General features: G+C 72.0%; 18 protein-coding genes. 6 read left to right on the top strand and 12 right to left on the bottom strand.

The window, feature by feature from the left end; translation table 11 throughout:
- Positions 1 to 20: 20 nt before the first annotated feature.
- Positions 21 to 452, bottom strand: coding sequence for an ATP synthase subunit epsilon domain-containing protein (locus SD460_RS02235; protein ID WP_318305872.1), 432 nt, complete (start codon positions 450 to 452; stop codon positions 21 to 23).
- Between the two features lie 70 nt (positions 453 to 522).
- Positions 523 to 1,068 (bottom strand): DinB family protein, encoded by a 546-nt coding sequence (locus SD460_RS02230; RefSeq protein ID WP_290055462.1) that lies wholly within the window; start codon positions 1,066 to 1,068, stop codon positions 523 to 525.
- A gap of 108 nt (positions 1,069 to 1,176) precedes the next feature.
- Here SD460_RS02230 and guaA point away from each other — a divergent pair, with 108 nt between their 5' ends.
- The gene (gene guaA, locus SD460_RS02225) at positions 1,177 to 2,733 is read left to right on the top strand and encodes a glutamine-hydrolyzing GMP synthase (protein WP_290055463.1); all 1,557 of its coding nucleotides are present in this window, start codon (positions 1,177 to 1,179) and stop codon (positions 2,731 to 2,733) included.
- A gap of 66 nt (positions 2,734 to 2,799) precedes the next feature.
- Here guaA and SD460_RS02220 read toward each other — a convergent pair whose 3' ends face one another.
- Both SD460_RS02220 and SD460_RS02215 read right to left on the bottom strand, forming a co-directional pair.
- Positions 2,800 to 3,042 (bottom strand): hypothetical protein, encoded by a 243-nt coding sequence (locus SD460_RS02220; protein WP_290055464.1) that lies wholly within the window; start codon positions 3,040 to 3,042, stop codon positions 2,800 to 2,802.
- Positions 3,035 to 4,303 (bottom strand): PspC domain-containing protein, encoded by a 1,269-nt coding sequence (locus tag SD460_RS02215; RefSeq protein ID WP_318305871.1) that lies wholly within the window; start codon positions 4,301 to 4,303, stop codon positions 3,035 to 3,037. The genes SD460_RS02220 and SD460_RS02215 overlap by 8 nt, the downstream gene beginning before the upstream one ends.
- Positions 4,304 to 4,635: 332 nt before the next feature.
- Here SD460_RS02215 and SD460_RS02205 point away from each other — a divergent pair, with 332 nt between their 5' ends.
- Genes SD460_RS02205 through SD460_RS02195 form a run of 3 tightly spaced genes read left to right on the top strand, consistent with a single transcriptional unit; the run spans position 4,636 to position 7,084 of the window.
- Entirely contained in the window at positions 4,636 to 5,052 is a 417-nt protein-coding gene (locus SD460_RS02205; RefSeq protein ID WP_498371756.1) for a restriction endonuclease, read from the top strand.
- A 51-nt stretch (positions 5,053 to 5,103) separates the two neighbouring features.
- Positions 5,104 to 6,396 (top strand): ATP-binding protein, encoded by a 1,293-nt coding sequence (locus tag SD460_RS02200; RefSeq protein WP_290055466.1) that lies wholly within the window; start codon positions 5,104 to 5,106, stop codon positions 6,394 to 6,396.
- Between the two features lie 19 nt (positions 6,397 to 6,415).
- Positions 6,416 to 7,084: a response regulator gene (locus tag SD460_RS02195; RefSeq protein WP_364623679.1), complete on the top strand. Its 669-nt coding sequence runs from the start codon at positions 6,416 to 6,418 to the stop codon at positions 7,082 to 7,084.
- On the opposite strand, the gene SD460_RS02190 is transcribed toward SD460_RS02195, so the two are convergent.
- On the bottom strand, positions 7,081 to 7,983 hold the full coding sequence (locus SD460_RS02190; RefSeq protein WP_290055467.1) for a DMT family transporter: 903 nt from the start codon (positions 7,981 to 7,983) through the stop codon (positions 7,081 to 7,083). The genes SD460_RS02195 and SD460_RS02190 overlap by 4 nt on opposite strands.
- Before the next feature lie 103 nt (positions 7,984 to 8,086).
- Between SD460_RS02190 and SD460_RS02185 the strand changes: the two genes are divergently transcribed.
- A complete protein-coding gene (locus SD460_RS02185) occupies positions 8,087 to 8,989 on the top strand; it encodes a LysR family transcriptional regulator (protein WP_318305870.1) in 903 nt (300 codons plus the stop codon).
- Here SD460_RS02185 and SD460_RS02180 read toward each other — a convergent pair.
- The 7 genes from SD460_RS02180 to SD460_RS02150 all read right to left on the bottom strand — a co-directional run bounded on the left by SD460_RS02180 (position 8,986) and on the right by SD460_RS02150 (position 15,951).
- Positions 8,986 to 10,080 carry a serine/threonine-protein kinase gene (locus tag SD460_RS02180; protein ID WP_318305869.1) on the bottom strand — a complete coding sequence of 365 codons (1,095 nt, stop codon included), beginning with the start codon at positions 10,078 to 10,080 and terminating at the stop codon, positions 8,986 to 8,988. The genes SD460_RS02185 and SD460_RS02180 overlap by 4 nt on opposite strands.
- Before the next feature lie 13 nt (positions 10,081 to 10,093).
- Positions 10,094 to 11,713, bottom strand: coding sequence for a serine/threonine-protein kinase (locus SD460_RS02175; protein ID WP_290055470.1), 1,620 nt, complete (start codon positions 11,711 to 11,713; stop codon positions 10,094 to 10,096).
- A gap of 215 nt (positions 11,714 to 11,928) precedes the next feature.
- Positions 11,929 to 12,702: a hypothetical protein gene (locus SD460_RS02170; RefSeq protein ID WP_290055471.1), complete on the bottom strand. Its 774-nt coding sequence runs from the start codon at positions 12,700 to 12,702 to the stop codon at positions 11,929 to 11,931.
- A gap of 342 nt (positions 12,703 to 13,044) precedes the next feature.
- Positions 13,045 to 14,349 (bottom strand): hypothetical protein, encoded by a 1,305-nt coding sequence (locus tag SD460_RS02165; protein WP_290055472.1) that lies wholly within the window; start codon positions 14,347 to 14,349, stop codon positions 13,045 to 13,047.
- 334 nt (positions 14,350 to 14,683) lie between these two features.
- The gene (locus SD460_RS02160) at positions 14,684 to 15,001 is read right to left on the bottom strand and encodes a hypothetical protein (protein ID WP_290055473.1); all 318 of its coding nucleotides are present in this window, start codon (positions 14,999 to 15,001) and stop codon (positions 14,684 to 14,686) included.
- 64 nt (positions 15,002 to 15,065) lie between these two features.
- Complete coding sequence (locus SD460_RS02155; RefSeq protein WP_290055474.1) at positions 15,066 to 15,362, bottom strand: chorismate mutase; 297 nt, start codon at positions 15,360 to 15,362, stop codon at positions 15,066 to 15,068.
- A gap of 166 nt (positions 15,363 to 15,528) precedes the next feature.
- Positions 15,529 to 15,951, bottom strand: a complete 423-nt coding sequence (locus tag SD460_RS02150) for a DUF1707 SHOCT-like domain-containing protein (RefSeq protein ID WP_290055475.1) — start codon at positions 15,949 to 15,951, stop codon at positions 15,529 to 15,531.
- A gap of 350 nt (positions 15,952 to 16,301) precedes the next feature.
- On the opposite strand from SD460_RS02150, the gene pcrA reads away from it, so the two are divergent.
- Positions 16,302 to 18,716 carry a DNA helicase PcrA gene (gene pcrA / locus SD460_RS02145; RefSeq protein ID WP_290055476.1) on the top strand — a complete coding sequence of 805 codons (2,415 nt, stop codon included), beginning with the start codon at positions 16,302 to 16,304 and terminating at the stop codon, positions 18,714 to 18,716.
- The last annotated feature ends 518 nt before the right edge of the window (positions 18,717 to 19,234 follow it).

The following is a 19,234-nucleotide window of genomic DNA, read 5'->3' as shown; positions in this document are numbered from 1 at the left end:
CTGAACACTCACGACGTCGGTCAGTCGGGGTAGCGGCCGCCGAGCCGGCACCAGTGCGCGACCAGGTGCGGCTGGGGCGGCACCGCCAGGAGCTCGGCGAGGTCCGCTTCGGCCTGGCGGGCCGCCCGCTCGGTGCGTTCCCACTCCAGGTCCTCGTCCGCGCTCTCGAGCTGCTCCGCCCGTGCTTGCGCGGCGGCGATCCGTTCGCAGCGCAGCTCGTCCGCCCGGCCCAGGTCCTCGGTGTGCCGGGCGTCGAGCACGATCCCGCTGCCCGAGCGCGCGCCGTAACGGACGGCGATCCGCAGGAGGTCGGCGCTGAACGCGCGCGTCTCGGCCGGCACCCACGACAGCCGTTCCCAGTCGGGCGGGGGCTGGTCGTCGGCGTGGCAGACCACGTAACCGGGCACGTCACACCAGGTCAGCGCGCCTTTCGGCCGGAGTCGGTAAAGCATGCGCAGGTCCCCCTCGGAAGCCGTCCTCGATACCCGGTGAATCGGGCCGACGATGACTCCCCGTTACAGCTCACCGGCTGCGGTGCAGATCGCGCAGCAGCAGGACCTCGGCGCAGTGGTGGATCGCCTCGCGGTTGATGTGCAGCACCAGCGTCGCCATCGGGTACTCCGCATACGGGCCCTCGGCCGGTCCGCACGGCCGCGCCAGCGCCTCACCGTCGAGCGATTTCACCCCTTCGATCCAGCGGGCGTAGTACTCGTCCAGCAGCGAGAGCGCTTCGCCGGCCGTGCCGGGGTACGGGTAGTCCTCGTAGGTCATCGCCGGACCGCCGAAGTGCGACGCCGTCCGCATGCCCAGGACGCCGACCAGCACGTGGTTGAGCCGCCACGCGATCGTCGTGACCGGCGGCGGAACCGGCGCTGGGAAGGCGAAGTCGATGGTGAACGGGCCCGTGCCTGGCTCGTCGTCCGACTTCCGCGGCCGCACGGTCCAGCAGCCCGCGACCGGCTCCCAGAAGTACTCGTCGTCGGTGAGCCCCTCGAGCTTCGGGCGCGTGTGCACGTTCCAGTGGAAGTCGAGCTGGTCGGTCAGTTCCTTGGTCCAGTTCACAGCCATACGCGGACCGTAGGTCCGATCGCGGACAGGGGCGGCCCTGAATCCCGGGTGACCCAGCCCACCTGGGACGATGGAGGGGATTCCCGCTTCTCGCCAGGAGGTCGCCAGGTGCCCAGTCCCACCGGTCCGGTTCTCGTCGTGGACTTCGGGGCGCAGTACGCGCAGCTGATCGCCCGGCGCGTCCGCGAGGCGCAGATCTACTCGGAGGTCGTGCCGCACAGCGCGTCCACCGAAGAGATCCTCGCGAAGAACCCCGCGGCCATCATCCTTTCCGGCGGCCCCTCGAGCGTGTACGCCGAAGGCGCGCCGGGCATGGACCCGAAGCTCACCGAAGCCGGCGTCCCGATGTTCGGCATCTGCTACGGCCACCAGCTGCTCGCCAGCGCGCTCGGCGGCGTCGTCGAGCCGACCGGCGTCCGCGAGTTCGGCCGCACCGAGGTCCGCGTGACCGGTGACGGCGGCGTCCTGCACGCCGGCCTGCCCGCGCACCAGCCCGCGTGGATGAGCCACAACGACAGCGTCACCAAGGCCCCGGAAGGCTCGGTCGTCACCGCGTCCTCCGACGGCGCCGAGGTCGCCGGCTTCGAAGACGTCGAGCGCCGCTTCGCCGGCGTCCAGTACCACCCGGAGGTCGCGCACTCGCCGCACGGCCAGGAGGTGCTGCGCCGGTTCTTGCACGACATCGCGGGCATCAAGCCGCAGTGGACGACGTCGTCGATCGTCGAGGAGCAGATCCAGCGGATCAGCGACCAGATCGGTGACGGCCGCGCGATCTGCGGCCTGTCCGGCGGCGTCGATTCCGCCGTCGCGGCCGCGCTCGTGCAGCGTGCCATCGGTGACCGGCTGACCTGCGTGTTCGTCGACCACGGCCTGCTGCGCGCGGGGGAGCGCACCCAGGTCGAGCGCGACTTCGTCGCCGCCACCGGCGTCAACCTGGTGACCGTGGACGCGCGCGAGCGGTTCCTCGACGCGCTCGCCGGCGTCACCGACCCGGAGCAGAAGCGCAAGATCATCGGCCGCGAGTTCATCCGCGTCTTCGAGCAGGCCGAGCGCGACCTCAAGGCGCAGGGCGACTACAAGTTCCTGGTCCAGGGCACGCTCTACCCGGACGTCGTCGAGTCCGGCGGCGGCGAGGGCACGGCCAACATCAAGAGCCACCACAACGTCGGCGGCCTGCCGGACGACCTGGAGTTCGAGCTGGTCGAGCCGCTGCGGCTGCTGTTCAAGGACGAGGTCCGCAAGGTCGGCACCGAGCTGGGCCTGCCCGAGACGATCGTGCAGCGCCAGCCGTTCCCCGGCCCCGGCCTGGGCATCCGCATCATCGGCGCGGTCGACCAGGAGCGCCTCGACACCCTGCGCGCGGCCGACCTGATCGCCCGCGAGGAGCTGACGGCGGCCGGGCTGGACCGCAGCATCTGGCAGTGCCCGGTGGTGCTGCTGGCGGACGTCCGCAGCGTCGGCGTCCAGGGCGACGGCCGGACCTACGGGCACCCGGTGGTGCTGCGGCCGGTGTCGTCCGAGGACGCGATGACCGCGGACTGGACGCGCCTGCCCTACGACGTCCTGGAGCGGATCTCCACGCGGATCACCAACGAGGTCGCGGAGGTCAACCGGGTGGTGCTGGACGTGACGTCCAAGCCGCCGGGCACCATCGAGTGGGAATAAGGGCCTGGACAGGACTCGAGGCCCTGGCGTGGGATCCAGGGCCTCGAGAGTGAGTGGTGCGCGCGGTCAGCGCCGCCGTTTGCCGCCGAAGGACGCGCCGAGGAGCAGCAGCCCCACGAACACCGCGCCGCCGGCGATCACCCAGCGGAAGTCGAACGAGGGCAGCCAGCTGGCGCCGTCCGAGAGGACGTAGGCCGACACCAGCAGGGTCGCGACCCCGACGATCAGGGTGAAGACGTCCAGGCCGCCGCGCTTGGCGGGCTGGGCGTCCGCCGGGTTGTCGTAGGCGTAAGGGTTCTGCTCAGCCACGTCGCACCTCCACGCTGCCCACGCTGTTGTCCACCTTCAGGGTGATCTTCTGGCCGCCGACGCCGTCGGGGCCGTTGTCCGTGCCCTTGAGCGCGGCCTGGCTGATGCCGTCGGTCGAGCGGTCGAAGCAGTCCGTCGAGCCGGCGCCGGTGTGGCACTCGTAGGTGACGTCGGCGTTCTCCGGCACGGTGACCTTGGTGTCGCCGGCCCCGTTGGAGATCGTCGTCGAGTACGGGTCGCCGACGGGCAGCTTGCTCAGGTCGATGTCGATGTCGCCGGCCGCGTGCTGGTAGCTCGGCTGCACGTCGGCGATGGTGGCCGGGGTCGCCTTGATGTCGCCGACGCCGCCGCGGAAGTCGATGTGCTCGAACGGCGCGGTCGTCAGGATCATCCCGACGATCGCCAGCGGCACGGCGAGCCCGATCAGGCCGCGCCCGCCGCGGGCGAACGCGCCGGCGACGAGACCGATCCCGGTCACGCCGAGCACCAGCCCGATGATGTGCTGCGCGGAGAACCAGTCCACGTCGTTGAGGTTCAGCAGCACCCCGGCGCCGGCGGTCAACACGGCGAACGCGAAGGTCACCGACCCGACCTTGGAGTGCGGCCGTCGCTCAGGCGCGCGGTAGGACGGCGGCGCGGTCGGCGGCGGCGGCTCGGCCGGCGCGTCGGGCAGGTCCCAGCCGGCCGGGTCGGCGGCGAGCGGGTCGAACCCCCGCGCCGGCGACTGCGCCTCGGCGGTGTCGGTCATGGTGAAAGCTCCGTTCCCGGTGACGGACTCGGTCCGCGTCCGCGGCACGACCCGCGCCGGCCGGTTTAGGTGCCCACGGCTGCGGTGCAGCAGGTAGAGAGCGGTGGAGACGAGCGCGAAGCCGATCAGCCCGCCACCGTCGAACCAGGTGGAGCTGAACATCCCGCCCGCACTGACGACGGTGAGCACGGCCAGCACGACGGCGAAGGCGGGCGACACGGTCGACCGGCCACGCCCGATGAGGCCCTCGAAGCCGGACACCTCGTCGTTTTCGCCGGGCAGGAACAGCCACGCCAGCAGGTAGAAGGTCAGCCCGAAGCCCCCGAAGACCGTGGCGACGACCAAGGCGATCCGCACGACGACGGGATCGACCCCGTACCGGTACCCGATCCCGGCGGCCACCCCAGCGACCTTCCGCCCGGCCTGCGGCCGCCGCGGCCGGCTGGCCCAGAAGTCCTTGACGGTCTCCTCGAAGCCGTTCAGGACCCCCGGCTTCTCGCTCACACCACTCATACCGAGAAGCATGCGGCACCGGCGACGGCGGGACATCCGGGATGGTCCCTGAGGTTTCCCGGAGAGGGTCGCGTAACAGGCGGCTCTCCGGCACGACCTTGTTCCGAGTCCGCTTCGGAGGAGGAACCCGCGATGGCGCGGAGGAAGAAATCGGCAGGCGACAACGGCTGCGCCGTGGTCGGGATCGCCGTGGTCGGGATCGTGGTGCTGATCGTGCGGTTCGTCTCGGAGCATCCGGTCGCCTCGCTCGCCGGGGGCACCGTGGTGATCGGCGTGACGATCTGGGGGGTCGTGCTTTGGCGGCAGAAGCAGGCCCGTGAAGCGCGGCAGGCGTGGGAGCTCGAGGTCGCGCGGTCCCAGGAGATCGCCCGCTACCACGCGATGGCACCCGACGAGTTCGAGCGCGCGCCCTCGCTTTTCTCTGCTCGCGGGACGGCTGCTCGCAAGCGACGGTCACCGGCCGCGCCGGTGACCTGGGCGCGGACGTGACCGCTTACGCGCCCGACGGGCGCAAGATCGTCCTGCAGGCCAAGCGGTACGGCGGCACGTCCAAGGTCACCGGTCCGGACCTCCAGCGCTTCGGCGGTACCTGCTACTCCGTGCACGGTGCCCGCGTCGCCGCCGTCGTCACCACTTCGACGTTCACGAAGCAAGCCCGTGAATATGCCGCCCACCACGGCATCCGCCTGCTCGACGGGCCCGGTCTGGCCGCATGGGCCGGCCGCACCGGTCCGGCGCCTTGGCACTGACCTGGGGATCAGGGGTTTCCCCGATGGAACCCCAGGCCCCTGCGTGTGACCATGGACCCCGTGCAGGACTCCCTCGACCTCGTAGCCACCGACCAGGCGGTCGCCGTCCCGGAAAAGCCGAAGATGTTCCGGCGCCGCAACGGGCGGGCGATCGCCGGGGTCGCCGGGGGGCTCGCCGATCACCTCGGGGTGCCGGTGCTCTGGGTGCGGACGGCGTTCGCGCTGCTCGCCGCGCTCAACGGGGCCGGGTTGCTCGCCTACGGGCTGCTCTGGGTGTTCGTGCAGCAGCAGTCCCAGGAAGCCACCGACTCGCCGACGCCGAAGGAACGGCAGCAGGCGTTCGGCCTGATCGCGCTGGGCGTCGGCCTCGCCGTCGCCAGCGGGACGCTCACCGGGTTCATCAGCGGCTGGGTGGCCGTGCCGCTCGCCGTCGCCATGATCGGTCTCGCGGTCGTCTGGCGCGAAGCCGACGAGTCGCAGCGCCGTCGCTGGCGGGTCGGCGCGAAGGACGGCTTCGCGGGCGCCTTCCTCGGCGGTGGCGGCTGGTCGGCCGCCATCCGGATCGTCGCCGGCGTCGCGCTGGTGATCACCGGCATCACCGTCGTCGTGCTGCGCAGCGGCACCCTCGACCAGGTCCAGTTCGCGCTCATCGCGGTGCTCGCGACGCTCATCGGCGTCGCCGTGCTGACCGTGCCCTTCTGGCTGCGGCTGGTCCGCGACCTCTCCGACGAGCGCAAGGCCCGCATCCGCACCGACGAGCGCGCCGAGATCGCCGCCCACCTGCACGACTCCGTGCTGCAGACCCTCGCGCTCATCCAGAAGCAGAGCGAGCAGCCCCGCGAGGTCGCGCGCCTGGCCCGCAGCCAGGAACGCGAACTGCGCGGCTGGCTCTACGGCCCCAACGGCTACGGCAAGCCCACCGAAAACGAAGAGGAAGCCACCGGCCAGCTGTCCGAAGCGCTCGCGACGGCGTGCGGCGAGGTCGAGGACACCTTCGCGATCTCGGTCGGCCAGGTCGTCGTCGGCGACGCGGAACTCGACGAGTCGCTGGTCGCGCTCGTCCAGGCCGCCCGCGAGGCCATCGTCAACGCCGCCAAGCACGCCGGCGTCGAGGAGGTCAGCGTCTTCGCCGAGGTCGAGCCGACGGCGGTCACGGTGTTCGTCCGCGACCGCGGCAAGGGCTTCGACCCCGACCTCGTCCCAGACGACCGCCACGGCCTCGCCGACTCGATCCGCGGCCGGATGACCCGCCACGGCGGCACGTGCAAGGTCCGGACCGCGCCGGGCGAGGGCACCGAGGTGCAGCTCGCCATGCCGGTGAAAGCGGGCAAGGGAGCGGCGTGAGGCGGCTATGCTCGACGACGTGACGGACAGCCAGCGTGAACCGGTCAAGGTGTTCCTCGTCGACGACCACGCCCTGTTCCGCGCGGGGGTGCGCACCGAGCTCGACTCGATCACCGACGAGGTCCGCGTCGTCGGTGAGGCCGGGTCGGTCGCGGAGGCGGTCGCCGGCATCGCGCGGACGAAGCCGCAGGTCGTGCTGCTCGACGTCCACATGCCCGACGGCGGCGGCGCCGAGGTGCTGCGCCGCGTCCGCCCGGAGCTGCCGGACGTCGTCTTCCTGGCGCTTTCGGTTTCGGACGCCGCCGAGGACGTCATCGCGGTCATCCGCGCCGGCGCCCGCGGCTACGTGACGAAGACGATCTCGTCGAAGGAACTGGTCCGCGCGGTGGTCCGCGTCTCGGACGGCGACGCGGTGTTCTCCCCGCGACTGGCCGGCTTCGTCCTGGACGCGTTCGCCGACCGCCCCGGCTCGGCCCCGATCAACGACCCCGAACTCGACCTGCTGACACCCCGCGAGCGCGACGTCCTGCGCCTCCTGGCCCGCGGCTACGCGTACAAGGAAATCGCGTCGGAGCTGTTCATCTCGGTGAAGACGGTCGAGACGCACGTCTCGAGCGTGCTGCGGAAGACCCAGCTGTCGAACCGCTACGAGCTCTCCCGCTGGGCTTCCGACCGCCGCCTCGTCTAGACGCGTTCCAGCACCGGCTCCACCGGCGCCCGCTTCGGCAGCCGCGTCAGCGCGACCCCACCGAGCACGATCACCATGCCCGCGATCACCCGCAGGTGCAGCTGCTCACCCAAGAACAGTGCGCCGAGCAGCACCGACACGACCGGCAGCAGATAACCCACCACCGACGCCGCCACCGCGCCTTCGCTCGCCAGCAGCTGGTAGTTGAGCGCGAACGCGAAGCCCGTCGACCCGACCCCGAGCACCAGGATCGCCAGCAGCGGCCCGGTGGACACGTGCACCGGCGTGAACCCGCCCGCCGGCAGCGCGAGCACCAGCATCCCGCTGGCCAGCAGCATCTGCCCGGCCGAAGTCGCGTATGGCGACAGCGACGAGTCCGACAGGTACTTGCCCTCGTAGACGAACGCGAAGCCGTAGCTGGCCGCCGCCGCGAGGCAGGCCAGCGCGCCCCAGCTCAGCAGGCCCGACGCCTGCCACGGGGCGAAGATCAGCAGGATCCCGCCGAGCCCGATCAGCAGGCCCGCGAACCGCGCGCCGGACATCCGCGACGACGTCCCCATCAGCGGTGCCGCCAGCAGCACCCACAACGGCGTCGTCGAGTTCAGCACGCCGGTGATCCCCGAATCGACCGTCGTCTCGCCGATCGCGAACAGCAGGAACGGCAGCGCGTTGTGGAAGAACGCCGCGACCGCCAGGTGTCCCCACATCCGGCGGTCGCGCGGCAGCCGGGCCCGCTGCAGCCGGCACAGCACCAGCAGCGTGGCCGCGCCCAGCACGAGTCGCGCCAGCACCAGCTGGACCGGCGAGAACATCCCCAGCCCCAGCTTGATCCAGAAGAAGCTCGAGCCCCACATCAACGCCAGCGCGCCGATCCTCAGCAGGGTCTTCGTCTCGCCCACCCAGTCCTCCTCAGCCGATCAAGCGCCAGCTTCGCTCTCCTCAGACGTAAGGACAAGCGAAAATAACTGCAGGAACACTTAAGCCCAGCTGTACGATCGAGCCATGCTCGACGTCCGCCGCATGCAGGTCCTCCGTGCCGTGATCACCAGCGGGTCGATCACCGCCGCGGCCCGCAACCTGGGCTACACGCCGTCCGCGATCAGCCAGCAGCTGTCCGCGCTGGAACGCGAAGCCGGCACCGAACTCCTCGAGCGCGTCGGGCGCGGCGTCCGGCCGACGCCGGCGGGGGCGCTGCTGTCCGAGCACGCCGAGACGCTGAGCATGGAGCTCGCCAAGGCCGAGGCGGCGCTGGCCGAGCTCAAGGAGGGCCGCACCGGCCGCGTCTCGATCCGCTACTTCGCCACGGCGGGCGCGTCACTGGTCCCGCCCGCGATCGCCGCGGTCCGCCGCGAGCACCCCGGCGTCCACCTCGACCTGAAGCTCGTCGAGCCCGACGACCCGATGACGGACGTCGAGGCGGGCAAGGCCGACGTCGCGATCACCGTCTTCCCGCGCAAGACCCCGCCCGGCAAGGGCGTCGAGCTGGTGCACCTGCTCGACGACCCGTACCGGGCCGTGCTGCCGAAGGCCCACCCGCTGGCCCGCAAGCGCGTGCTGGACCTGACGGAGTTCGCCGACGAGCCGTGGGTCGGCGTCGACGGCCTGCCCGGCATCTGCCGCGACATCCTCGACAGCGCGTGCGCGTCCGCCGGGTTCACGCCGAACATCGTCGTCGAGTCCGAGGACTACCAGACGGCGCAGGGTTTCGTCGCCGCCGGCATCGGCGTCGGGCTCGTCCCGGAACTCGGCCTCGGCGCGCAGCACCCCGGCGTCGTCGTCCGCCGGATCCGGAACCCGGAGCCGGTCCGCGCGATCCACGCCGCGGTCGCGTCCCGCGCGTGGGGCTCCCCGGCCGTCCGCACGCTGCTGGAAGCCATGCGCGCAGCGACCGCCAAGGTGGCCTAGACGAAGAACAGCTCCGAAACGAGGATGCCGACCAGCACCGCCGCGAGGATCGCGGCCACGGTGACCAGCGTCTTCTTCGACACCGGCAGGGTCCACGCCTCGGCGGGCCGCGCCGGGGCGGCGGGCGGCGGCGCGTACTGCGTCGCCTGCGGCGGGGGAACCGGCTGCATCCGCTGGGTTTCCTCCGCGGGGGAGTAGCCGGGCGCGACCGGGATGTGCTGCTGGAACTGCGGACCCGACGGCGGCATCGGCGGCGCGGCCGGCGCGAGCCCCGGGTTGAACGGTGGCGGCGGGGGCGGCGGCAGCCCGGGCGCCGTCGGCGGGATGAACGCCGTCTCACGACCTTCGGTGATCGCCTTCAGCGAGCGGACGGTGTCCGCCATCGTCGGGCGCGTGGTCGGGTCCGCGCGCAGCATCTTGCGCAGCGCCTCGGTGAGGACACCGGCGTTCTGCGGCGGGCGTTCGGACGACTGGCCGTCGTCCCCGAACGGCGGCACGCCCTCCACCGCCGTGTACAGCGTCGCGCCGAGGGAGAAGACGTCCGCGGCCGGCGTCGGCGGCAGCCCGCGAACGACCTCGGGCGCCACGTAGGCCGCGTGGGGCCCGCCGCCGCTGATGCCGATGTCGGTGAGCTTCACGCCGCCGTCGTCGGCCAGCAGCACGGTGCCCGGCTCGAGCGTGCGGTGGACGAACCCGGCGGTGTGGATCGCGGCCAGCGCGTTCCCGAGCTGGATGCCCAGCGCCGCCGCCTGGTCCGAGGTGAGCCTGCCGTGCTCGGCGAGGAACGTCGCCATGCTGCGCGAGGGGATGTACTCCATCACGAGCCAGACGTCCTGGCCTTCGGGCAGCACGTCGAACACCTTGATCGCGCACGGGTGCTCGATCCGGGCCGCGTCCTTGCCCTCCTGCATGGCGGCCGCGCGCGCCTGCTCGGCGCGGTCACCGCCGCCGACCGGCAGGTACATCCGCTTCATCGCGACGGTGCGGAACAGCCGCGTGTCGAACGCCAGCCACACGATGCCCGCGCGGCCGCGGCCGATCGGCTGGTCCAGCCGGAACCGGCCGCCGACGATGGTGCCTTCAGAACTCAACTCGGATCCTCGGTCATCCGCCAGCCGGGGTGGAGGTCGGCGTCACGGGAGTGGTCGGCGTCGTTTCGACGGGGGTCGTGTCCGGCGGAGTAGTTGTCTTCGGCGTCGTCTTCGGAGTCGTGGTCTTCTCCGGCTCGCTGGCCCGCGAGGTCGTCTTCTTCGACGAAGACGTCGCCTCCTCCGTGCTCGACGGCAGGTCGACCGTGCTGGTCGGCAGGTCCGTCGTCGAGGGCAGCGACTCCGACGTCGCGGCGGGCTTCGGCTTGCTGCTCGACACCGGCGCGGCCGGCGCCTCCGGGTTGTTCGGGCTCAGCAGCCAGACGACGAGGGCCACCAGGCCCACGACCACGACACCGCCGATGATCGCCGGGCGCTTCCACGCACCGGGCTTCTCGTCGTCATCGTCGGGCCGCGTCTGCGGGCGGGGCCGCGGCGGGGGCGGCGGGGCCGGCTCGTCGTCGTAGTCGTCGTACAGGTCGTCCGCGTACGGGTCCTGGCCGGGCGGCGGCACCGGCACCGCGCGGGTCGCGGCCAGCCCGGGCGGCACGCCCCCGTGGCGGTTGTCCTCGGGGTAGTGGTCGTACCCGTCGTAGTCGTCTTCCGGGTAGCCGGTGCCCTCCGGGTAGTCGTCCTCGTCGTAGTACGGGACGGCCTGGGTCGGCGCCTGCCCGTCGAGCAGGCTGCCCGAGTGACCCGCCGGGATCTCGTCGAACATCTGGGTCGCGTTCGGGTCGGCGAGGGCGGCCGCGCCGAGGACGCCGGCGGCCGGCGCCATCATGGTCTCTTCCGCGGGGCCGCCGAGCGGCGTCTCGCCGCGCGCGACGGCCGCGAGCAGCTCCTCGCACTCTTCGGCGGTCGGGCGGTGCTCGACGTCCGGGTGCAGCAGCACGGCCAGCACGCTGGCCAGCGGCCCGGACTGGCGCGGCGGGTTGATCTGCCCGGCCGCGACCGCGTGCAGCAGGCTCAGCGTGTTCTCGGACAGCCCGAACGGCGGCTGGCCCTCGCACGCGGCGTACAGCGTCGAGCCGAGCGAGAAGACGTCGGACTCCGGGCCGGGCTCGCCACCGATGGCGACCTCGGGGGCCAGGTAGGCGGGGGTGCCGGCGATCATCCCGGTCTTGGTGACCGTGACGTCGTCCTTGGCGCGGGAGATGCCGAAGTCGGTGATCTTCACGACGCCGTTGGCACCGAGCAGGATGTTGCCCGGCTTGATGTCGCGGTGCACGATGCCGACCGCGTGCGCCTCGCGCAGCGCCGCGGCGACCTGGGCGCCGATGCGCGCCACCTCGGTCGGCGGCAGCGTGCGGCGTTCCTGCAGCACGGCGGCCAGGCTGGTGGAGTTGAGGTACTCCATGATCAGGCAGGGCTGGCCGTTGTCGTCGGTGACGACGTCGAAGACGGAGATGGCGTTCGGGTGGTGCAGCCGCGCCGCAATCCGGCCCTCGCGCATCGTGCGCTGCCGGGCGTCTTCGGCGTCGTGCTCGTCCAGGTGCGGCTGGAGGAGGAGCTGCTTGATGGCCACGGTGCGGCCCAGGACGTCGTCGTGCGCCTGCCAGACGGCCCCCATCGCGCCCGTGCCGATCCGGCCGACGATGCGGTACCGATCGGCGACCAGACGACCCTCGTCGCTCACGCGACCTCCCTTTGGGCTCCGACTTCACCAGGGCGTGAGGATAGGTGCCTGGTGACGCGGCCACGAACACGCCGCGTCGCTGGAGCGTATGCACATGTCGTGGGCTCTGTGCCGGCTTTTCCGAGACCGGCCCGTGACAAGGCTAGGCGCTCACTCTGCGCACACGAATCCGGCACGGGCACTTGAACCAGGGGTGAAGGGATGATCGCCGAGGGCTACATGTACTGGGCCGAAACGAGCTCGGCCTCGGTGATCAGCCCGCCGGTGTCGGCGACCCGGAACAGCTGGGTGACGCGCACCAGCGCGCCGTCCGGCCGGTGCAGCGTCGCGACCGCGAGGATCGAGCCGTCCGGCTTGATCTGCGTGTCGGCTTCCTGCACGTCGATGGCGTCCATCGAGCTCCAGGTGCGGACGAGTTCGCCGGCCGCGCCGCCCGCCAGGTCCGGGCTCAGCAGCGCGAGCGCGCCCCGGGAGTCCCGCGCGATGGCGGCGTAGAAGTCCTTGACCGCCTGGATCTTCCGGCTCGCGCTGCGCGCGTCGGCCGCCTTGTCCGGGATCGGCTCGGTGGCGCTCGGCGCCGTCTCCTGCCGCGGGCCCTCGGCGGTCTCGGCGACCGGCGTGCCGCCGTCGGCGGGCGAACCCTGCGACGACTGCCCAGGCCGCGCCGGGGTACCGCCGCCAGCCTGGTGCTGCGGGACGGCGAGGCCGCCGAGCTCCGCGGCCCCGCTGAAGCCGGCCGGGGTGGACTGGCCGCCGGCGGACACCGCGCGGTGGGAGCTGGTCAGCATCGGGGCGGCGATGACCGCGCCGGCGACGAGCGCGCCCGCGGCGACGAGACCGGCCAGCTTGGCGCGGCGGGACAACTTGCTTTCGGGCTCACCGGCGTCTTCGGCCTGCTCCGGTTCGCGCACCGGCTCGGGCCGCGGCGGCAGGAACTTCTGCGGGTCGCGGAAGACCTGCTCGAGATAGTCGCGGTCGGCGTCTCCCACGCCGTCGAGAATCTCGGCCGGGATGACATCCTCGACGCGGACGGCGTGGGGTGTCTCACGCCGTGTGCGCTGCCGATCAAGCACGAAAGTCCTCGCTCTGGGTTCCGGGGACGGTCGCTCGGCCGTTCGCCGGGCTTCCGTTGGTCCGGATGGCCGACTCGTGGCCGGATCCGGATTCGCTGTCGTCAGGTAACCCTGTGCGGACGGCGACCACCAGGCTCTGTCGCCGGAATGCCGTCGCGATACGACGAGCGGCAGCTTATGTCACCCACCTGGACCAGGCATTACCGCTCGGCGATCCGCACGTGCATCAGAACGGGCGAACCGCACGTGCAGGAGTGGTTACTGGCCGTCAGCCGCGATCTTGTCGCCGTCGCCGAACGTCAGCGTGCGTTGTTCGATCGTCTTGGTCCCGTCCGTGTGGGTGACTTCGACGGTGTTCACGGTTACGCCGCGTTGCTGGTCGATGCTGACCTTTTTGACCTCGAAGTAGGCGATGCCGGCGTACCGCTCCGCCAGCGCCTGCGGTCCCTGGTCGTGCAGCTCGCCGGTGGTCACCGCCGACGCCGAGGCGGGGTCGGTGGTGACGGTGTTGAAGAACTTCTCCGAGTTGTCGCCCATGGTCTGGGCGTCCGGCGGGAAGGAGTACCACCACGGCGGTTTGACCGGGGTCTCGCGCTGCGCGGGCGTGACCGGCGGCTTCTGCGGCTGGCTGCTGCTCGGCGTGGCCGTGCCGGGCGTCGTCCCCGAGGGGCCGGACGTGCTGCTGCCCGAGGCCGAGCCGTCGACCGGCCCGGTGCCGCCACCGCCGGTCTTCTTCTCGCCGGCGTTGTCGTTGTCCGGCCGGGCCGAGCTGTCCGGGCCCGACGCGGAACCGCCCTCCGACGGGGGCTGGTGCTCGCCGGTCGGGTCGACGACCGTCGGCACGCCCTGGTAGCCGGGCCACGAGCCTTGGACGGCCTGGTCCACCGGCGGCTTCCCGACCAGGAACGAGCCGGCGCACAGCAGCCCGACGACCACGGCGCCGGACGCGCCGGTGGCGAACCAGGCCGCCTTCCGCCACGTCTTCGGCGGCGTCACGGACGCGGGCACCGAGCCGATGGTGAAGCCGCCCAGCCCGTCGATCGGGGGCGCGCTGTAGACGCGGACGTCTTCCTCGTCGAGGTCGACCCGGCGCGGCTTCGGCGCGGCCAGCGAAACGCGGGTGCGGCGGGCGGCCTGGTCGGCGCGGGACTCGGCCGGTTGCGGCTCGTGGTCGTCGTGCTCGTCTCGGCCGGTGTCGAGGGGGAGGCTGCCGTGCGCGGCCGGGAACAGCGGCCGCCCGTCCCGCGGCTGGGGCAGCGGGAGCGACCCGGAGACCGGCGCGAACGCGCCGCCACCCGGCTGCGGGAGCGAGCCGGTCGCCGTCGCCCCGAGGACGCCTTGCGGACGAAAGGGACGTGCGCCGGAACCCGGGGCGGGGGGATACCCGCCCTGCTGCGGAAGGGGCAGTGAACCGGACACCGGCGGGTCGACCGGGGCCGCGCGGTGCCGCACCGGGCGGTGCGGCGGCAGTGGCGGCGTCCAGTCGTCCGCGCCGCCGGGCCGGTGCCGCCCGGGGTGTGCGGGAGCGGCGCCGCGTCCGTGGAACTCCGTGCCGTTGCTCATGTGGGCTCGACCACCCGGCCGATCGGTCCTGACGCCATCCGGCGGCGGAACGACCCGAAAGGAGCACCCTCACGAGCGGAATCTCGTTCGGAATCCTGCGCAGATGCACGCGCACGCGACAGTGGACGCGCGGGGCCGATGCCCCCGCGCGTCCGACGGGCCGTGCCCGACCCAGACGCAAGGGTCCTCACGCCGTCAACCCTAAAAGCATCCGGCGGAGAAAGTCGCCCCCAAACTTGCAAGTTGCAGAGGTTTCACTCGGTCGGGCGCGACCGATCGGGCGAAGGTCACGCTGCGAAGTTTTACGCAGCGCCATCAAGCCAGCTCAGGGGATTCAGCCGCCGGTGCGGTAACGATCCCGGGTGGATTGCAGGGCCTTCGTGGCCACCGCGCCGCTACCCGCAGCGACGAGGATCGCCACGATGTCGAGGGTCGTTCCCCCGGACGTGAGCAACCAGGCGAACAGCGAAGCCGCGGTGGTGCCGCCGGCCACGGCCCACCGGCTGCGGACGTACTGCCCGACCGGAGCGCCGCTGGCGCCGCGCTTGCCCGCCGCGCTGTTCAGCAGCGCCAGATAACCCACATGGCCCAGCGCGGCCAGCACGCTCGCGAGCGCGACGATGACGGCGATGAGGTTCACGAGCCAGTCCATGACCCCAGTCTGCCCGTGCCGGGGCCGCCGGTGCCTCCGGGAAGTCCCCGAATTCGGCCAACCGTTACCGGCCGAGCCTGCCCCGGCCGAGGTTCAGCAGCGCCATGGCGAGCTGGCGGCCGTCCGGGCCGAGCTCGCGGTAGCGCGCGAGCACGTCCATCTCACGGTTGTAGACGATGCGCGTGCCACCCGCGGCCATCCGCGCGGCCCCGATCGTCTTGGACACCTCCACCCGGCGTTTCACCAACCGGAGGATCTCCTTGTCCAGCCAGTCGATCTCCTCGCGGAGCGACGAGATGTCCTCGGCGGCGGGGGTGTGCTCGGCGGGCTGGCCGTCGGCGTTCGTCGCTTGTGCGTTCATCGGGACCTCTTCCTCGAATCCCGGACCCGCCCGGCCCCAGGGACGGCGACAGCCCCGGGTCCGAGGACTCCGGGGCTGGCGGTGATGGCGGTGGTGGCACTACGCGATCACGGGAGCCGGAGTCCGGGTCCCGTAAAAAAATCGCTCTGCGTGGTGCCGCACGCCTTCAGTATGGCACAGCGGCACCGGCGCGCTCCCGGAACGACCGCGCGCCCGCGTGCACCAGGAGGCTCACGGTGAGCCAGAACATCGGGAAGGCGGGCCAGAAGAAGCCGGCCCCGAGCACCGCCCACCGCACGATGGCCAGCACCGAGATCGCGACCACGACGGCGAGGTGCAGGCGCACCGCCGGGTGCCGCAGCGCGTCCCGGGTCAGCGGGAACCCCGGCCGCGGCGCCGGTGGCCGCGGCAGATCGGTGGTGAGCGCGGCCAGCTCGTCGGTGAACCGCGCGGCGTAGACGCGGGCGAGGCGCTCTTCGACCTCTTCGAGGGTGAGCCGGCCTTCGGAACCGGCGGACTGGACGGTCTTCGCGACGCGCTCGCGATCGGCGTCGGCGGCCCGGATGCGGGCGGGGTTCGGTGCGTTCATGCCCACCGATGCTCCGCGCGCGCAGCCCCCACCGCGTCGGGCACGAGGCGACACTCCCCGCTACGCCCGGCGCGGTACCCGGCCCGTACTGACGTGAATGACTCGTTCACGACGTTCGGCCACCGGTCCCCGGGTGCCACCTCCCATGCGCCCAGCGGAGGCTTGCCGAAGGCGGTGTCGCGAATGACTCATTCGGGACCTCCGAAGCCGCCAATGACTCATTCGCGACCTCGCTCGAACCGCCCACCCTGCCTGCCGGCGGTGAAGCGAGCCGGGTCGGCGGCACCCTGACCCGCCGCGTCGGCACGCTCTGCCGCCCTCCTACCCGCCCGGGGTAGCGTGGACGGACGATGGACACCCTCTTCGATCTCCCCGCCGAGACCCCCGCGCGCAAGCCCGCTTCCGGCGGGCAGGCCGAGCTGCTCGAAGACCTCAACCCCGCCCAGCGCGAAGCCGTCACCCACGCCGGTGGCCCGCTGCTGGTGGTGGCGGGTGCGGGATCGGGCAAGACCCGGGTGCTGACCCGCCGGATCGCCTACCTGCTCGGGCAACGCCGCGTGCACCCCGGCGAAATCATGGCGATCACGTTCACCAACAAGGCCGCCGCCGAGATGCGCGAGCGCGTCGCGGCGCTCGTCGGGCGCCGCGCGAACGCCATGTGGGTGTCGACGTTCCACTCGATGTGCGTGCGGATCCTGCGCCGTGAAGCCAAAACGCTCGACATGTCGTCGAGCTTCTCCATCTACGACTCCGACGACACCAAGCGGCTGATCACCTTGGTGGCGCGGGACCTCGACATCGACCCGAAGCGGTACGCCGCGCGCACGCTCGCCGTGCACATCTCGAACCTGAAGAACGAGCTCACCGACCCGGAGACGGCGGCGGCGAACGCGGGCAACGACCTCGAGCGCCGCGTCGCCGAGGTCTACGCCGAATACCAGCGGCGGCTCAACCAGGCCAACGCCTTCGACTTCGACGACCTCATCATGCGCACGGTCTCCCTGCTGCAGGCGTTCCCGGACGTCGCCGAGTACTACCGGCGCCGGTTCCGCCACGTGCTGGTCGACGAGTACCAGGACACGAACCACGCGCAGTACACGCTGGTGCGCGAGCTGGCCGGGACCGCGCCGAACGAGTCGGGTGTCGAGCCGGCCGAGCTGGTCGTGGTCGGTGACGCGGACCAGTCGATCTACGCCTTCCGCGGCGCGACGATCCGCAACATCGAGGAGTTCGAGCGCGACTTCCCGAACGCGCACACCATCCTGCTGGAGCAGAACTACCGCTCCACGCAGACGATCCTGTCCGCGGCCAACGCCGTCATCGAGCGCAACCCGAACCGCCGGGCGAAGCGGCTGTGGACGGATTCGGGCGACGGCGAGAAGATCGTCGGCTACGTCTCGGACAACGACCACGACGAAGCCGCGTTCGTGGCGGGCGAAATCGACGCGCTGGCGGAGCGCGGCGAGGCCGACTACTCCGACGTCGCCGTCTTCTACCGCACCAACAACCAGTCCCGCGTCTTCGAAGAGATCTTCATCCGGCTCGGCCTGCCGTACAAGGTCGTCGGTGGCGTGCGGTTCTACGAGCGGCGCGAAGTCCGCGACATGATCGCGTACCTGCGCGTGCTGGCGAACCCGGAGGACACGGTCAGCCTGCGGCGCGTGCTGAACGTGCCGAAGCGCGGCATCGGCGACCGCGCGGAAGCCGTCGTGGCGACGCACGCCGAGCGCGAGCGGATCTCGTTCGCGGCCGCGTTGCGGGACGCCGTCGAAGGCAAGGTGCCGCTGCTGAACCCGCGCTCGGTCAAGGCGATCGGCGGGTTCGTGGGCCTGCTCGACGAACTGGGGCTGCTGGTCGAGCAGGGCGCCGAGGTGCACGACGTCCTCGAAGCCGTGCTGGAGAAGACCGGCTACCGCGTCGAACTCGAGGAGTCGGACGACCCGCAGGACCACACGCGGGTGGAGAACCTCGACGAGCTCGTGACGGTCGCGCGCGAGTTCACCGAGATCACCGCCGAGGTCGTCGCGGACGAGAACGCCGAGCTCGTCGTGGAACCCGGGGTGCCCGCGCCGGGCTCGCTGCCCGCGTTCCTGGAGCGCGTTTCCCTGGTGGCGGACGCCGATTCGGTGCCTTCGCCGGACGGCGGCGAGGAAGGCGACGGCGGCGCGGGCGTGGTCACGCTGATGACCGTGCACACCGCGAAGGGCCTGGAGTACCCGGTGGTGTTCTGCACCGGCTGGGAGGACGGCGTTTTCCCGCACATGCGGGCGCTGGGCGACCCGACCGAGCTGGCCGAGGAACGGCGGCTCGCGTACGTCGCGATCACGCGGGCGAGGAAGCGGCTGTACGTCTCGCGCGCGATCACGCGTTCGGCGTGGGGCCAGCCGTCGATGAACCCGGCTTCGCGGTTCCTCGACGAGCTGCCGCCGGACCTCGTCGACTGGCGGCGCCTGGAGCCCTCCAGCCCCGGCTTCGGCTTCGGCGGCGGCTCGCGGGGCACCCCGCGCGCGGCGACCACCTGGGGCGGCCGCCGGACTTCGTCGCCTTCGACATCGACGGGCACGCCGTCGTTCGGCAAGGGCTGGAAGGACACGGTGGCGCTGAAGCTGGACGTCGGCGACCGGGTCAGCCACGACAAGTACGGCCTCGGCACGGTCATCTCCTGCGACGGCGTCGGCCCGCGCGCGACGGCGACGATCGACTTCGGCGCGGCGGGCAAGGTCCGCCTGATGCTGATCGGCAGCGTGCCGATGGTGAAGCTCTAGCGCAACCCGGACGAGTGAATCCGGCGGCGATCCCCGCGATCGCCGCCGGAATCGTCGTACCCACCCGGTACAACTGACCCCACGATCGAACAAAGGTTCGACGGAGGGGGTAGTGTGGTGTGGACGCGGTGCTGTTTCACCTGTTGGCCGAAGGGGTACAAAAATACCTGCGGGGAGTCCTGCGGTCGACGGTTCGGGATCGGGGTCCGGAGCCATCGGGGGCCTCAGGAAGTGCCCCGCGTGCGGGAGCGGAGGCGTGCCGGCTGGCCGCCGCCTGGCGAGCGCTGCTCAGGCAGCACGAGCTGGGCGCGGACGGGCACTGCGTCACCTGCGGCCGGGGACGCCGCTGGACGACCAGGGCCCGGAGTGCCGCGCGTGTCCGCTCCGCCGGGGGCGTCGCGCCCTGGGGCTGGTTGCCCGTGCGACGGCCGACCGAGCTGTGCTCGGTGTGGCAGGTCGCGGTGGCGTACTTCATCCGCCGTTTGCCGGGCGGGCACCGCTAGGGCGTTGCGGGCGCT

This window comes from Amycolatopsis solani, assembly GCF_033441515.1.
Classification (GTDB): Bacteria; Actinomycetota; Actinomycetes; order Mycobacteriales; family Pseudonocardiaceae; genus Amycolatopsis; species Amycolatopsis solani.
This window is presented reverse-complemented; position numbering and strand designations above follow the sequence as displayed.

Bases quoted from the DNA above. Each gene is read 5' to 3' on its own strand.
- SD460_RS02235 (WP_318305872.1), bottom strand. From the start codon at position 452: ATGCTTTACCGACTCCGGCCGAAAGGCGCGCTGACCTGGTGTGACGTG.
- SD460_RS02230 (WP_290055462.1), bottom strand. From the start codon at position 1,068: ATGGCTGTGAACTGGACCAAGGAACTGACCGACCAGCTCGACTTCCAC.
- SD460_RS02215 (WP_318305871.1), bottom strand. From the start codon at position 4,303: ATGAGTGGTGTGAGCGAGAAGCCGGGGGTCCTGAACGGCTTCGAGGAG.
- SD460_RS02200 (WP_290055466.1), top strand. From the start codon at position 5,104: ATGGACCCCGTGCAGGACTCCCTCGACCTCGTAGCCACCGACCAGGCG.
- SD460_RS02185 (WP_318305870.1), top strand. From the start codon at position 8,087: ATGCTCGACGTCCGCCGCATGCAGGTCCTCCGTGCCGTGATCACCAGC.
- SD460_RS02165 (WP_290055472.1), bottom strand. From the start codon at position 14,349: ATGAGCAACGGCACGGAGTTCCACGGACGCGGCGCCGCTCCCGCACAC.
- SD460_RS02160 (WP_290055473.1), bottom strand. From the start codon at position 15,001: ATGGACTGGCTCGTGAACCTCATCGCCGTCATCGTCGCGCTCGCGAGC.
- SD460_RS02155 (WP_290055474.1), bottom strand. From the start codon at position 15,362: ATGAACGCACAAGCGACGAACGCCGACGGCCAGCCCGCCGAGCACACC.
- SD460_RS02150 (WP_290055475.1), bottom strand. From the start codon at position 15,951: ATGAACGCACCGAACCCCGCCCGCATCCGGGCCGCCGACGCCGATCGC.
- pcrA (WP_290055476.1), top strand. From the start codon at position 16,302: ATGGACACCCTCTTCGATCTCCCCGCCGAGACCCCCGCGCGCAAGCCC.